General features: G+C 48.4%; 14 protein-coding genes. 4 read left to right on the top strand and 10 right to left on the bottom strand.

Annotated elements, in window-relative coordinates:
- Positions 1–319: hypothetical protein (locus tag JW727_05985; GenBank protein MBN2095573.1), on the bottom strand; the 319-nt coding region annotated here is incomplete at its 3' end.
- A gap of 134 nt (positions 320–453) precedes the next feature.
- Between JW727_05985 and JW727_05980 the strand changes: the two genes are divergently transcribed.
- On the top strand, positions 454–1,041 hold the full coding sequence (locus JW727_05980; GenBank protein ID MBN2095572.1) for a hypothetical protein: 588 nt from the start codon (positions 454–456) through the stop codon (positions 1,039–1,041).
- A 1-nt stretch (position 1,042) separates the two neighbouring features.
- On the opposite strand, the gene JW727_05975 is transcribed toward JW727_05980, so the two are convergent.
- Positions 1,043–1,975, bottom strand: a complete 933-nt coding sequence (locus JW727_05975) for a glycosyltransferase (GenBank protein MBN2095571.1) — start codon at positions 1,973–1,975, stop codon at positions 1,043–1,045.
- A gap of 82 nt (positions 1,976–2,057) precedes the next feature.
- Between JW727_05975 and JW727_05970 the strand changes: the two genes are divergently transcribed.
- Positions 2,058–2,792 (top strand): hypothetical protein, encoded by a 735-nt coding sequence (locus tag JW727_05970; GenBank protein MBN2095570.1) that lies wholly within the window; start codon positions 2,058–2,060, stop codon positions 2,790–2,792.
- Positions 2,793–2,798: 6 nt separating this feature from the next.
- Here the strand turns inward: JW727_05970 and JW727_05965 are convergent, their stop codons facing one another.
- The 7 genes from JW727_05965 to asnB form a co-directional block, all read right to left on the bottom strand.
- Positions 2,799–3,578 carry a methyltransferase domain-containing protein gene (locus JW727_05965; protein MBN2095569.1) on the bottom strand — a complete coding sequence of 260 codons (780 nt, stop codon included), beginning with the start codon at positions 3,576–3,578 and terminating at the stop codon, positions 2,799–2,801.
- A 2-nt stretch (positions 3,579–3,580) separates the two neighbouring features.
- The gene (locus JW727_05960; protein ID MBN2095568.1) at positions 3,581–5,149 is read right to left on the bottom strand and encodes a DUF362 domain-containing protein; all 1,569 of its coding nucleotides are present in this window, start codon (positions 5,147–5,149) and stop codon (positions 3,581–3,583) included.
- The gene (locus tag JW727_05955) at positions 5,146–6,468 is read right to left on the bottom strand and encodes a phenylacetate--CoA ligase family protein (protein ID MBN2095567.1); all 1,323 of its coding nucleotides are present in this window, start codon (positions 6,466–6,468) and stop codon (positions 5,146–5,148) included. The genes JW727_05960 and JW727_05955 overlap by 4 nt, the downstream gene beginning before the upstream one ends.
- Before the next feature lie 23 nt (positions 6,469–6,491).
- The gene (locus JW727_05950; GenBank protein ID MBN2095566.1) at positions 6,492–7,529 is read right to left on the bottom strand and encodes a glycosyltransferase; all 1,038 of its coding nucleotides are present in this window, start codon (positions 7,527–7,529) and stop codon (positions 6,492–6,494) included.
- A gap of 60 nt (positions 7,530–7,589) precedes the next feature.
- A complete protein-coding gene (locus JW727_05945; GenBank protein ID MBN2095565.1) occupies positions 7,590–8,345 on the bottom strand; it encodes a hypothetical protein in 756 nt (251 codons plus the stop codon).
- 89 nt (positions 8,346–8,434) lie between these two features.
- On the bottom strand, positions 8,435–9,151 hold the full coding sequence (locus JW727_05940) for a hypothetical protein (protein ID MBN2095564.1): 717 nt from the start codon (positions 9,149–9,151) through the stop codon (positions 8,435–8,437).
- 75 nt (positions 9,152–9,226) lie between these two features.
- Positions 9,227–11,080 carry an asparagine synthase (glutamine-hydrolyzing) gene (asnB, locus tag JW727_05935; protein ID MBN2095563.1) on the bottom strand — a complete coding sequence of 618 codons (1,854 nt, stop codon included), beginning with the start codon at positions 11,078–11,080 and terminating at the stop codon, positions 9,227–9,229.
- 29 nt (positions 11,081–11,109) lie between these two features.
- On the opposite strand from asnB, the gene JW727_05930 reads away from it, so the two are divergent.
- Positions 11,110–11,919: a hypothetical protein gene (locus JW727_05930; GenBank protein ID MBN2095562.1), complete on the top strand. Its 810-nt coding sequence runs from the start codon at positions 11,110–11,112 to the stop codon at positions 11,917–11,919.
- Here the strand turns inward: JW727_05930 and JW727_05925 are convergent.
- The gene (locus tag JW727_05925) at positions 11,855–13,045 is read right to left on the bottom strand and encodes a glycosyltransferase family 4 protein (protein MBN2095561.1); all 1,191 of its coding nucleotides are present in this window, start codon (positions 13,043–13,045) and stop codon (positions 11,855–11,857) included. The genes JW727_05930 and JW727_05925 overlap by 65 nt on opposite strands.
- Positions 13,046–13,073: 28 nt before the next feature.
- On the opposite strand from JW727_05925, the gene JW727_05920 reads away from it, so the two are divergent.
- Complete coding sequence (locus tag JW727_05920; protein MBN2095560.1) at positions 13,074–14,276, top strand: hypothetical protein; 1,203 nt, start codon at positions 13,074–13,076, stop codon at positions 14,274–14,276.
- The last annotated feature ends 29 nt before the right edge of the window (positions 14,277–14,305 follow it).

The raw sequence follows: 14,305 nt of genomic DNA, 5'->3' as shown, positions 1-14,305 counted from the left end.
TACAGGTCAGGATGAGGTTTCCATTAGTTTCATCCATTTTAAGGCCGGTTCCCGTCATAATAGCCGAGTAGCTTTTAAGGTCCGTTCCCGTTTCATTGACTTCATAGCAGTTGGGGCAAATCAGGATTCCAACCCCGCTTTTGCTGTCTTCGAACTTCGTGTCTGCCATTGAAGGATAGTCTCCTCCAAAAATCATTCTTTGTTTCCTGAGGGTCACAAGGTCTCCAAATCCGCGAGAGCACTCATCATGCCCGGAAACCAGGTCAGCCAGTTTGCCTGAAGGGTAGTGTGGGACCCAGATTGCTGAATGGTCAGGCATGGGGTTAATCTTGTCTCTCACTAAACTGTCTATTGGGACCGGAGGCAAAAACCCGCAACTCTTCTTCCGTACATACTTAAATATTTATTAGCCATCGGATATTTAAATCTCCAAAAAAGCTACTACCTACTGTTATGGACGCGAGACAAGGCCAGAAGGAATTCTGGGAAGAGGTATTTCAGGAGTACTGCCCATCCTGCCCAAGCACCTGCTGCAGCACGAAAAAGCATGCAATAAGGGTGCGGCCCGAAGCGGCAAAAGGCCTCTTCATAGAGAGGGGCAGCAAATATTACCCTTGGGCAGACTTGGATGGAAATACTGTCAAAAGCTGGCTTGATGGCACAGAGGCGCGTGTCAGGACGCAGGGCGGCAGAAAGATAAAGTCCGGCTCCCTTATAGAGGTTCCGGGGCGTTTCCTGCGCCTTGGGCCTGAGCCGGGCGACCCGCTTGGAGAAAAGCTTGTGACAGTGGTGTATTCAAAGGACAAATGCCCGTTTTATACCCGCTCCGGAATGTGCAGGGTCCACGAAGACTCAAGAAGGCCTTATGCCTGCCAGAATTACCCTCTGGCGTATCCGTGCGAGCAAGGCGGAGAGCCGGACTATCTTCTCCTGAATGACTTATGCTACCTTGCAGGGCCTGAGAATTTCAGAGATATAGAGTCCCGGTTTCATAGGGCGTTTCCGGGCAGCAAGCTGGAACTGATTGCCCACAGGTTTTAATCTATTTTTGCCCCGAAAAGAGTCTCCCATAAATCCACGCAATCTGCTTTCCGCTCAATATAAATGATGCAAGGTAAAGCCCGACATGCTGAGCTGAGCGGTTGTATTTCAGCGCTTCCCTCAGAGTTTCCCGCCCGCCCTTTTTGTCGCCGCCGACAAGCTGCCAGAAGCCAAGAATAGCCATTCTCTTCCCGTAAGCTTTCGGGCAGATGGCTTTTTGCTCTGCCCCGAATTCCCTCAAAAACTCCTGGTTATTCAGTATGAACTGGGGGACTTTCTTCAATTGGTTTTCAAACCTGCAGACGTTTCCCCCATGGTCCTGGTAATAGATGCGAACGACTCTTGGCACATAATAGATGTTGAGCCGTGAGAACATTCTCAGGAGCAGGTGCCCTTCAGCGCCCCAGAGCCGCTCGTCAAACCTCTCCTTTCCCCAGGCCTTCCTTTTGAAAAACGGCCAGAACTCGCCGTAGATTCTCCCGCAGAGGTAGCAGCGGTAATTTATGTAGCCCTCATTTTTCAGCACCCCGTGGCCGGTGGTTTTCCTCGTAACCGAGTCGATGCTGTCAAGCCAGACCATGTTGACATCTTTTGGAATTTCCCTAAACGCCCAGAGGGCATTCGAGAGTGCGTCAGGCAAAAGCTCGTCATCGTCATCGAGAAAGCAGGCATACTCTCCTTTTGCCTTGTCAAGCCCCAGGTTTTTTCCCGAAAGAAGCCCGCAGTTTTTCTTTTGGCGCACATACCTTATGCGCTTGTCCTTGATGGACTTCATCATCTTTTCAGTGCCGTCAGTCGAGCCGCCGTCAACAACAATCATCTCAAAATTGTGGTAGTTCTGGTTGAGTACGCTTCTTATGGCTCTCTTAAGGAGCTTTGAGCGGTTGTATGTCGGGGTGATTATGCTTATGAGGGAACCAGAGCTTTTTTTCATAATTATCCTATTGGCTTATTCCTACTTATCATTTTCCCAAGATTAGCTTTTCTTAAATTACAAGTGCGTAGTTAATAAGTTTATGGAACGGCCTGAAATTCAGTTGGGTTTGCCAGTGCAATACCTCAATGGAGCGGAGTCAGGCTCTTTGCTTGAGAGTCACAGTTCCCCAATTTATGTGCCGCCGGACAGTAGAGTGCTGCTGGTAGGTCCTGGAGTATGGGAGTATCAAGATGAGTCTTCGCCAGGTCGTATGCCTATGGACCCGAATGTGGTGACTTTGGCAACCCATCTTTCCAAGGGGAGAGGCATTCTCACAATTCTGGACCTTGGTCCCGGAGGCGGTGTTTATGGTGGTGTGAGGAATTGGAAGGATGTTAAGGCAAGGTTGGGGTTTTGGGATCTTGCTGGAGCCGATTTATGCTCCCATGGATTTGTTGAGGGCAATATTCTCATTCCTCCAAAGAGTTTAGAAACTTACGATGCAATCATAGACCATATGACTTGGAAGTTTTTGGAACACCCAGATTCCCTAAAATTGATGGCCAAAAACTATGCTTCCTTATTGAATGAGGAAGGAAAAGCAATCTGCTACTATGGTCGGGCGAGGGGTGACTGGTTTAAAATGCTGGTGGAAGCATTTTCTAAAGAGGGGCTGAAATGCCGCGATTATAGGGACTTAAAGGACATTTACCCGGTACATAATAAGGTTGTGCTTCAGGATCTACGGTCATCCAACTATGGCACAGATATATTTAATGATCCCCATCTCATTCCCTGGCATAAAGCTGTTGGTGTGGTTGTGGCTGAGAAGTAGGCAAATTTAATTCTTCTTCCGTGCGACAACAACCAGCCCCGATGAAAGCCGCCTTGATTTTCTGCCCAGGGTAAGATACCCCAGCACCTGGTTAATCAGGTGGAAGGGAATCAGGAGAACTCCAGTTTTTGGCTCGAGCGCCAGATTCAGGTTGATTGGCCCATAGTAGCCGATTTCCAGAATCTCAAGCCCTCGCTTTTCAAACAGCTTCCTGAAAGCGGCTTTTTCCATTATACCAAAATTGTGCGTTTTGGAAATCTCGCCTTCAATGCCGATTTTATGGAGCATCTGGCGGTAGATGCTGCTTTTGCCGTAGTTTGGAATTGTAATTATCAGAAGGCCGCCTTTTTTCAGAAGCTCGGCGTGCTTCTCTACCACTTTTCCGGGATTTTCAAAGTGCTCGATGAGTCCGCCGGAATAAACGAGGTCGAAGGACTTTTTGGGAAGCTTTGACTTGAAAAGGTCAGCGCAGATAATTTTTCCATCAAGCCCTGCCTTTTTTAGGTTAAGCCGGGCCATCTCGCAGCCGTGCTCAGAGTAGTCGATTCCCCAGGGCTCGTAGCCAAACTCCTTTGCAAAGTATACAAGCTCGAGCCCCTTTGCCGAGCCAAGCTCGATTGCCTTTCTTTTTGCCCCCTTCTTTTTCTCAAGGTGCCTTTTCAGGAGCCGGTGAAAGTCATAATTTGCAGCCATCAGGGAAGAGATTTTTGCGTAGTGCCCAAGCCGGGAGCCCTCCCAGGTCTTGTCCCAGAATTCCTTATCGGTCTTGGTTTCCCTTTGGCCCATAATTACCCGGAAACCTCTTTTTCAATATGCCCTTTCCAGCCCGGAGCCGGCTTGAAATGGAATGCGTTTTTTGGGCTTTCCAGAAGCCCTTTCCACCGCTTGCTTTTGCTTTTTAATTCAACCGCGCTAAAGTCAGACTCTCCAAAAGCATACTTTCCCTGCTTTCCCGCGTTTGAAAGAGTTTTGATTTTTTCTTCGTCAAAGCCCATAACTCTTGTGCCGACAAAATCCACAAGCAGTGGGTCAAACCCACCAAGAATCACTCCCGTCTTTTTTGGAAGGGAGTTGAGCGGCCCGAATCCCTCTCCTGCGACAATTCCGTCTACAAGGGCGAAATACTTTCTCTGGGGCGCCGGCTTAAGGGAGCCGTTCTTGTCTGCATGAATCAGGATTTTGTTCAGGTCATACACCATTCTCCACACGGTGTCTCCGCCGTACCAATTCGCTTGGCGTACATTTTTGAGCCCGTGGAGGTCGCTTTCAATCTTCTTTCTCCATATTTTCTCAATCCCGGGCGGCCTTATGGAAAATCCGAAGGTTTTGGAGAGGGGCACAATAGAGAGGGCGTCTATCAGCTTTATGTGAAGCGGCCTGACAGACGGCGCTTCATCCCCGCCTTTTTGTGGGGTTCCCTGAATGTAATGGGGCAGCCAGTCCTTGTTGTTCACGGTCCCGACAAGATTTTTCAGGGCAAGCGTTACTCCTGCTTTTCGGTGCGTCTTGAGCTTTGGCAGGTTTATGAAAACGTCTGCCTCCAGGAGCTCGTTAGGTATGCTGTAGATATGGTTTTTCTCGTCATGGGCAAGAGTGGCTTCCTTATTTGTCCACTGCTGGATTCCCCTGAACAGATGGGCTTTGCTTCTTACCTCGTGAAATGAGCTTTCTGACTCTAGGTTCACCTGAGTGTAGCCTTTTTCGGTCCCAGAGAGTTTTTTGCGGTAAAATATCTTGAATTTCCAGCCAAGAATATTCAGCACTTCCTTTTCGACGAAGGTTTCTGTCCTTATGTCCTGCAGATGAATGTTTACTCCCCTCTCTTTCAGGGCGCTTACCATTTCCCGCGCCTGCGTGACTTTCATCAGGTTTTCCCAGTCTGTGCTTTGTATGGGGGACTCGATAAGGTCTATCCTTCCCGAAGGCCCGCAGGCAATCCAGGCATAATCGATAACTGCCCTGATGACAGAAGTGTGGGTTATCAGGGCGTCTAGGGAGTGCTCTGACTTGTCAAGCACCCAGTTCGGCTTTATCACGACCTTGCCGCCGGGGCTGATTACCTCTCCAAGCGGGTTCCAGGATTTTTTTCCGTAGTTCTCCCGGTCAAGCCCCATTTCCCTGAAAAGCTCCCTTACAAGGGGGTATGCCTTGTTTGACTTATCGGGGGAAAACCTGGCCGTTAGCTCAGGGTATTTTTTTGGCGGGTCAAAGGGAGATTTTTTTGGGTAACTGGCTTGCCCCTTCATTTGTGCCACGCCTATCACTTTGCGTAAATGCTCTGCAATCTGATTTCCAGTTTTTCCTTCCAGTCCGCTACTTTTCACCATCATCTTATCCGTTTGCATCTTTCTTTTCATATCAGCCGCTTTACAGGCCGGATTTTTCCCGACTTTTCCTTTTCAATGGACCTGGCCTTTTCGACGGTAATTTTCATATTTTGCCCGAGCTTTTTGCCAAGGCCCTTCAATATCTCTGCTTCCGTCTTTTTGCTGTATTTTGAGGTGGGCACAACTTTTAGGAGAAGGTGGTCTTTTTTGTCCTGAATCACCTGGAACTGCAGGAGGTAAGCCCCGTACTGCTCGAAGAAATAGTTGAAAAAGAGGTAGGACAGGTCCTTTCCGTTAGGGAGGATTATGAAGTCTGTTACCCTCCCCTCGATGTTTGCTATAAGGGGAAGCCCCCGCCCACAGGAGCATTCTTTTCCGGAAGGGGTTGCATAGTCTTCTGTGTCATACCTTATAAACGGCATCGCAAAGTTGGTCAGGTTTGTGACAATCAGCCGACCCTTGCCTTTGCTGCCCTTTTCCGGAATAATCTCTACAATGTACGACTCTGCGTTTATATGGAGCCCTGTATGCTCTTCGCATTCATGGGCGACGTTTCCCACTTCCCTCGAGCCATACCTGTTGAAAACCTTTGTGTGGAGAACTTCCTCTATGAGCTTTCTGTTTTTGGGGTAAAGCGTTTCGGCGGAGCTTATTACTGCTGGGATTTGGAGGCCGGTAAGACCGTCCTCTTTGAGGAGCTTTGCAAGGTGGGTGACTGAAGCCGAGTATGCTTCAATCAGGTAGGGTCGGTACCTCTTAAGCTCCTTGTAGTATTCCCGGTAGTTTTCCTCCACGTCGAAGGATGAGAGGTACTTTCGCCTCATCATCGCGTCAAAAACCTTTATCACAGGGGAGACCTTGTGCGCCCCCCACAGGGAAACCGTCTTGTTCCCGATCTTCATACCTGTCCAGTTGTACGTCCTGTATGTGTTTGCAAGGGAATAATCAGAGAAGTTTATGTCTCGCACGAATTGGAAGGGGCTGCCTGTCGAGCCGGAAGTGCTGTCAAACATCCTCTTTTTTGGAGGGACTGCGCTTGAAACTGACCTCTCGGGAAAGCCCGCCCGAAAGTCCTTTTTTGTCACAATCGGAAGCTTCCTTATGTCCTTTAGCTTTTGGATGTCGCTGGGCTTTACCTTTTTTCGGTCCATCATCTCCCTGTAGAGGGGCACGGTCAGGTAAGCGTGGCTGACTAGAATTTTCAGTTTTTTCAGCTGCATTTCCTCGAGTTCCTCTCGCTTGAGCCACTGGGACTTTGAAAGCTCCCCGTAATAGCGCCAGAACTTTCTGCCCATAAGGGCGTTTGAAACCGGGAAGGCGATTTTCTGGAGGGCAAACTCATACAGCATAATTATTGTTAGCTTGTCTAGATTTAGCGTTTTCGGCCGTAAATATCGAGATACCCATTCACCATCTTCTGCAGCCCAAATGTGCTGTTTGCCTTCCGATAGGCGTTTGACCTTATGACGCTTGCCTCAATACGGTTGTCAAGAACTTCGCATATCCTCTCGGCCATTTCCTTGTAGTCGCCGATTTTGACAAGGTGGCCTTCTTTTCCATCCCGGATAAGCTCGGCGTTTTCAGGAATGTCTGTGGTCACAATCGGGCACATATAGAACATTGCCTCTATCAGGACGTTTGACTGCGCTTCGTAAAGCGTTGGGAGAAAGAACACGTCCGAGTCTACGAGTATGTTTGGAATGTCGCTTCTCGTGCCAAGAAGCAGGATTCTGTCCTCAAGCCCCTCATCTTTCACCATCTGTTCGATTTTTTCCCGCCTTTCCCCGTCGCCGACAAACAGGAAGACCGTGTCGCTTCTCTTCGAGAAGACTTCCTTGGCAACCTTTATGGCCCCGGGATAATCTTTTCCCGGCCGAAAGTTTGCTATAACCGTTACTATCCTGCTGTCCTTAAGATTCAGGGATTTCTTTACCGCGCCCATCTTGGCGGTTTCGGGGACAAAACCGTTATAGACCACCGAAACCTTCTTTTTCCTGTAGAAAAGCCCCTTTTTGAGCCCCCTTGCAAATGAGTTTGAGTTTGTGACGACTTTGTCACTTTTGAAGTCCAAAGCCCTCTCGATAAACGCTTCGATTTTGTGCCTGAAGGTATTTTCCTTGCCCCTTATCGAGCAGACGAGCATCCTGTAGTCGACAAAGAAGCGGCAGAACTTGCAGAAGATATTTGCGTGCGTCATCCAGGAGTGGACGACGTGCGGCTTGTATTCTCGCACTAAGTTGAGGAACTGCTGCACGCCGCTCCAGCCCTTATCGAGAATTTTTACCTTGTAGCCCTCCTTTCTGAGCTTCTGGCCATAATAGCCATCCACAAAGGCGCAAACCTGGACATCGTAAGTTTTTGGCAGGCCTTTGATGAGATAGTAAAGCTGCCTCTCGGCTCCTCCTTTCATAAGACCGGTTATACAATAGAGAACTTTCGGCATAAATTTGTTACGCTTTATCCTTATTTCTTATTCTTTTTTGTAGACTTTAATACTGCCAGTTCTACTTTCAAAAAGCGGCTTACGTGGGTCGTCACTCTCTGCAACTCCTTGGAATAGCTCCCCTAGAGAAGTTTTTGCTGTGACGACTTCCCCTTGTGAAGGGAGACCTAACTTATCAACATATCTCATGGCATCTTCGGCGCTTATAATCCCTCTCATCAGGGCATTAAGTAGGTAATTCAGCGTTCTCCCGGTTTCTTTCTGGCCACCTATGGGGTGATGACCGTCCATTGATTGGATATAAAGGTCTACCTCCAACCGGTCTTGCCTCCTGCCTTCTCTTTCCGCACTTTCAAGGATTTTTGAGGCATATTCTATGATGCCGCGTGCAAAGTAGTCTGTCTCGTATCTTGGGCCAAATAGCCGCCTGGCGTCTAGAGGGTATGCCCTTTGCCTGGCTATGTCGGATAGGGGTACGCGAGAATCAGGGGAAAGTCGCAGTACTCCCTGCTTTAGTTCATCTGCCGTGGAAAAAAGTTCCTCATAATATCGGGAGGTTATTGTCGGCACCTTTTGTTTCAGCCGGGTTCTCATCCTTTCCGCTATTTGTGGGTCACCTACCCCAAGTTCCAGGTCATCAAGCCTGGAAATCATAATTTCAGCTTTCTTGACAGCCTTTGATATCTCTGAGAGTGAACTCTTCGGATCGCTTATCTTATCCATCCACCCTCCAAACCTGTACTGGTCTGCCATCAGCCCCGGAACATCTCTCAATTTTACCATATCCGAAGTTCCCCACAGAATTATTAATATCTTCTTCGCAAAACAAACACATTCAGATTACAAAACGCTTACCTATATCTGCTAGGGGGTTAATCTGAGCGTACCCGGGTAAGTTCGTATCGCTCAGCCAGCTCTTGCCCAATACCTCCGCGCAGATTTTCCAGGCTATCCCTTGCGCAAATATGCCCTATGTCTGAATAGGTTGTCAGGCGGTCTGCCCAGTCCTGCGCTTCTTCCGGGCTTAGGATTTCCCGTTTCAAGGCCTTTAAGACATAGTTTGAAACTGGCCCTATGCCGTCAAGGTGGCCACTTGCCAAATCACCTTCCGCCCCAGTTAAGTATTCTTCCACAGCCCGGCGGTCTTTCCTTCTTCCCTCTTCTGCCGCATTCTTTAAAATCCTGTCTGCATATTTCCCGATGCCAGGCGCAAAATAGTTCTTGTATCTCTGGCCGAATATGAGGTCTGGGTCCAGGTCCTGTCTTTTGTGCCCGTACCGAAAAGACATGGAAAATTCTGAATCGGGGTCCATTATAAGTATGCCCTGTGACAATTCATCTGCAGCGGAGTAAAGCTCTGGGTAGTATTTGCTAGTTACGGTCCTGCTGAGCTGGACTCTCATCTCATCAGCTATTCTTGGTTCCTTGATGTTTGGATCGGATGCTATCTGGGCAATTATCTCTTCTGCGTCTCTAGCTCCCCAGTCTATGCCCACGGCAGGGCCTTCATAAGACATTATTTTTTGGAGGCACTTATTGAACTGGCGCCTGTTTACGATTAACCCCGGGATTTCTTCGGAAGCTATCATAATAGAGTGTCCTTGCAGATATTATATTTTGTTTTCAGGCAGCCACAGGACAACTACCTGTGACCTACAATCCGCTTACAGAAGCCACCTTTCAGCCCAGTTTCCAAGGGCAAAGAATTGGTAGAGACGTTCCCCGTAGATTGTGGTTTCCCTGTGCGTTTTTGGCCTTATCAGAAGGGATTTGGCAAGCTGCTGGCTTTGGGCTTCGCTTAAAATCTTGCTCTCTCTCAGGACTTTTGCCTTCTCCTCTACAAGCCCCCAGTACTCGTTGTAAAGCCAGTCCAAAATAGGTGGCATGAAGCCCTGCTTTCCGCGGTTTACAATCTTCTTAGGCACCCGGTCTTTTATAATCTCCCTCATGAGCTTCTTTGTCTTCCTGAAGTCGACCTTCATGCTGGTGGGAATCCTGTTTCCATACTCCAGAAAGCGGTAGTCCAAAAAGGGGCACCGTACTTCAAGGGCGTGAAGCATGCTTGCCCTGTCGACTTTGACAAGGAAATTGTCGGGAAGAGTCCTGTAAAGAAGGTCGAACTTTATCAGCCCTTCGGTCAGCCCGGAATTGTTTTCGAGCACCTTGGAGAGGTTTTTGCGGTACCAGATTTTTGCCTGCTCTGAGAGGTACTTTTCGCCCGAAAGGAGGTTCGAGTAAAACTCCCTGTCGTCAGAAAGCGCAAGCTTGAATCCCTCCTTTCCAAGGAGAAAACGGTCCTTCTTTGAAATATTGTACGCAAGCTCTGAAAACCTGTGGCCCGCCTTCAGGAAAGCTTTTGGAAACTTCCTTGCCAGCTCTATTCTTGCGGCGGCCTTGTGCGCATAGTACCCGCCAAAAACCTCGTCCCCACCGTCTCCGCTCAGCACGACAGTCACTTCTTTTCTGGCAAGCTCGGACACCTTTGCGGTTGGGTACGCTGAAAAGTCCCAAAATGGCTCATCATAGGCAAAGGTTATTGCCTCAACCATTTCCTCGAAGTTCTTTTGCAGGAAGTAGAAATGGTGATGGGTCGTGCCAAGGTACTCGGACACCAGGTTTGCGTACTTTGACTCGTCATATTTTAGCCGGTACTTGTCGGACTCTTCAAAGCCAATGGAAAAAGTGTGAAGGTCCTGCTTGAATTTTTTGAGTGTTGCCGTGACTGCGCTGGAGTCAAGCCCTCCGCTAAGAAACGTGCCAACAGGCACATCGGCGATTTTCCTTAGCAAAACGGAATTGTCAAGAATTTCCCTGCCCTCCCGGATAAGCTCTTTCTTGTTTTTGCCTGGCGCGTGCCTTCCAAGGTCCCAGAAGGAATAGGTCTTCATCTTTTTCTGCTCAATGTCAAAAACCAGGTTCTGGCTTCGCTCCAGTTTTTTGATGTCCCGGAATATCGAGTGTGGGGCAGGAATAAATCCGAGGGACAGGTAAAGCTCAAGGGCTGTCCTGTCAATGTCTTTGGGAATGTCGTGCTCCAGGATTGCCTTAAGCTCTGATGAGAATATGAACCGGTCCCCGTCAAAATAATAATAAAGCGGCTTTTTGCCAATCCGGTCCCTTGAGAGAAAAAACTGCCGTTTTTCCCGGTCATAAAGGCAGAAAGCCCACATCCCGTTGAACTTCCTGACGCATTCAGGCCCCCACTCAAGGTAGCTTTGGATGATTACCTCCGTGTCGCTTTCTGTCTCGAACCGCCGCCCCTTTTCCTCAAGCTCACTTCTGAGCTCCTGAAAATTGTAGATTTCGCCGTTAAAGACAACAGTGACCGTTCCCTCCCGGTTTGACATCGGCTGCTTTCCCTTCTCGGAGAGGTCTATTATTGCGAGGCGGCGGTGGCCAAGGGAAACCTTCCCGTCGATAAACGCGCCTTCGGCGTCAGGTCCCCTGTGCATTTGCGAGTCGTTCATTTTTTTGAGGAGCGTGCTGTCCGCCCAATTGAACCCGCAGATTCCGCACATTATTTAATCTGTATTAAGGTGATAAGAATATGACCCGAAGAAGCTTATTCAGCCAGCCGCAAAATGTTCTTTTGATGTGTGGAGAGCCAGACTATCCTTCAGTATTTGGAAAGCTACCGTCTGAGGGAGGCATACTCATGGGAATTATTGGTTCAATAGACCCTTGCCTGGGATACATTAGCGAGCAGAAGCCCGACCTAAGCATGCTTTTTGACATAAACCCCTATGTGACAGACTACCTGAATTTTCGTCTCGGCGCTATAGGGGAGCAAAAAACCGGGGCTGAGTACTGGGAGAATTTGATTGCCTTGCTGCGTGACCCTTCCAAAGAAAACTTTGCTAGGTGCATAAAAAGGGACGAAACCTATTGCGATGAACTTCTGGAGATAATAAAGCACGGAGGAAGATTCCACCTTTGGGATGAGCAGAGAGTCGATAATGAAATCCGCTGTGGGTGGGCTTCCCCTCAAAGGTACAAGCGCATTACTGCGCTTACCGGACAAAAAAAGCTAAGAATCTTTCAGGAGGATATCTGTAGCAAGGGCTTTGATATCGCCTATGGGGCAGCTGATAAATCTGGGCTTCCAATAAATCTGGTGCACCTATCGAATGTATTGCGCTATACACTGCCTGAGCAGAGAAAGGGCTTGTACCGCAATTTGGAAAAGGGAATAGAAAGAGAGATACTTGGCAGGAATTGCCGGATAATAGAGTACGATGGCTTCAAAACTGAGCTAAATAGGCCGGAAGTCTACCTCAGTATGCTGGGGGATGCTATCGAATTTGGGCGAAATTTCGTTGATCCAACTCTTCAAAAACCCCCTCATACTTGTCAATAACCCTCTCCCACTTGAAGTTCTCGTAAACATACCTACTTGCGGCTTTTCCGAGTCTTTTTCCAAGCGCCTTGTTGCCCATCAGCTTTATAATTGCGTCCATAAGCTCTTCATTTGATGAAGCTTGCACCATTAGCCCGTTTTTGCCGTTAAACACGACGTCGCCTCCGCCCTCGAACTTTGTCGAAATAACCGGAAGCCCCAGGAACATTCCTTCCAGAAGGGACGTTGAAAGCCCGCCTGAAGAAGTTGCGGGATTGAGGAAAATGTCCATGGCTTTAAGCGTTCCAATGGCCTCCTGCCGTTTCATCGGGCCGGTAAAGATAATATTCTTTTCGCCTGAAGCAAGCGCCTCAAGCTTTCCCCGGTCGGGCCCGTCCCCTATTATGAAGAGCAGGGACTTTTCCTTCTGCTTTTTTGGCAGTATCCTGAACGTCTCGATTGCCACATCGATTCCCTTGTTCTTTGTAAGGCGGCCAAGCACGCACAAACGGGTGTACTTTTCATATTTTTTCCTGAAGGGCTTGTTTTCAGGAATCTTTCTTATCTCGTCAAGCTCAATGCCGCGGTAAATCACTTCCAGGCCTTTGTCCAAAAATTCCCTTTGGATAAATCTTCTTACTGCATGCGAAATTGGAACCACCTTATCGGCTCCCCGGAAAATCAGCTTTCCAAGAGTCTTGTCGTAGGCCCAGGAAAGGAAGCTTATTGCCTTGTTATTCATGTCAACAAAAGCTGAGCCATGCTCGACGTGGATATATTTCTTCCTTGTTGCCTTTGCGTAAAGCAGGGCAAGAAAGCTCGAGAAGAAAAACCTTGTCCGGGACATCACGAATTCAGGATTGCCTTTTCCGGCAAGATTCAAAAGCCGCCAGAACCCGGGGCTCCAGAATGCGGGAATTGCATTCTGAGAGGCGGAAAAGAACATTATTGCAGGATACCTTATCACGAGCAGGTTTTTGCCCGGCTCCTCGATTTCCCTGGTCTTTGGAATGTTCGGCGTAAATACAGTCACTTTGTGCCCGCGCTCTCCAAGATGCTTTGAAAACTCGTAAACATGCGTTTCAAGCCCGCCTATATGGGGCGGAAAGAAAGGCGCAAATATAAGGATTCTTCTCTGTTTTGCCATAATCTAAGCGTTTTGAAAAATAGGTATTATGGCCGCAGAATTGAATTCTCCCCTTGAGGGAAGAATGCTCAATTTTCTTTACCGCTGGCATCGGCTCGAAAAAGGAAAGGGGAGCAAGACCGGGCTTGAGATTATCGACTTTGACCTGATTACGAAAGGAAAGGATTATCCCGGAAAGTTCAGAAGCAGGGCGGAGGCACAAAAGGAGCTTGAGGGGATAATCCGTGGCTACAGCAAGCTTCGGGGCAAAAACAGCTTTGTTTTGGCCAAGCTGACGGCCTGCCAGTACTATCTGAGGGCCTTGCAGGGCGAACAGATACCCTTCGGGGAATATGTCTCCAGCACAATCGGGGTTTCGCCGGAAATGATTTCAAAAAGTGATTTGGACAAACAGCTAAAGCAAACCGCAAATGCTTACCGCGCGCTTGGGTATGATTACAGCGAAAGGGGCCTGGAAAAATTCAGGAAAGAGAACTGCCTCTCCAGGGCTCAGATTAAGCGCACCTTTCAGGACTTTCAGGATGAAACCCTGCCAAAGGTAACTCATTGGCTGGGCATCAAAATCCGGCCCGAGTACAAGGTAAAATTTGTAGATATGGATGTGTATTGGCAGAACCGCATTTTCACAGACGAGAAGGGGAAAATCCACCTTCATTACAACCTGAATGAGCGGCTTGACTGGTCCAGGGGCTCGGCTGAAAACATGGCTTTTCACGAGATTTGCGCCCATGCCATTCAGGCACTGTCCTGGAAAAACCAGGTGGCTAAAAAGAAGCTTAGCCAAGTTGCAGGGCTGACTGCTGTTTTTGACCCGAGCGCCTTTCAGTGGGAAGGGCTGGCAGAAACCCTGGACTTATTTTGCCCATTTGAGCCCTTCTCGAAATACGGCTTGGCCCACCATTGCGCGGACCATCTTTACTGGCTTGTCTACAACAATGTATGCATAATGGCAAACAGAGAGGAGGATGGAGGGAAAATTGTCGATTTTGTCAGAAGCTATTTGCCGGGAGAACCTGAAGAGACTATTGTAAAGGAGGCAAATGAAAGGGTAAGTGATCCCCTGTCCAGGGCATACACCTACGTTTTTGGAATTTCCCTTCACCACCACAGGAAAATCGCGCAGGGGCTTTCGCCGGAAGGGAGAAAAAAGTATGTTCTGGACATGTTTCAGAATGCCTACACCCCAAAAGAAATCCTGAAAAAGTACTGTCCTTTGGGCAGTAGAATATAGTTCATAGACTATCTCAAAATAGTTGTTCT

Source organism: Candidatus Aenigmatarchaeota archaeon (assembly GCA_016932615.1).
GTDB lineage: Archaea > Aenigmatarchaeota > Aenigmatarchaeia > QMZS01 > QMZS01 > JAFGCN01.
This window is presented reverse-complemented; position numbering and strand designations above follow the sequence as displayed.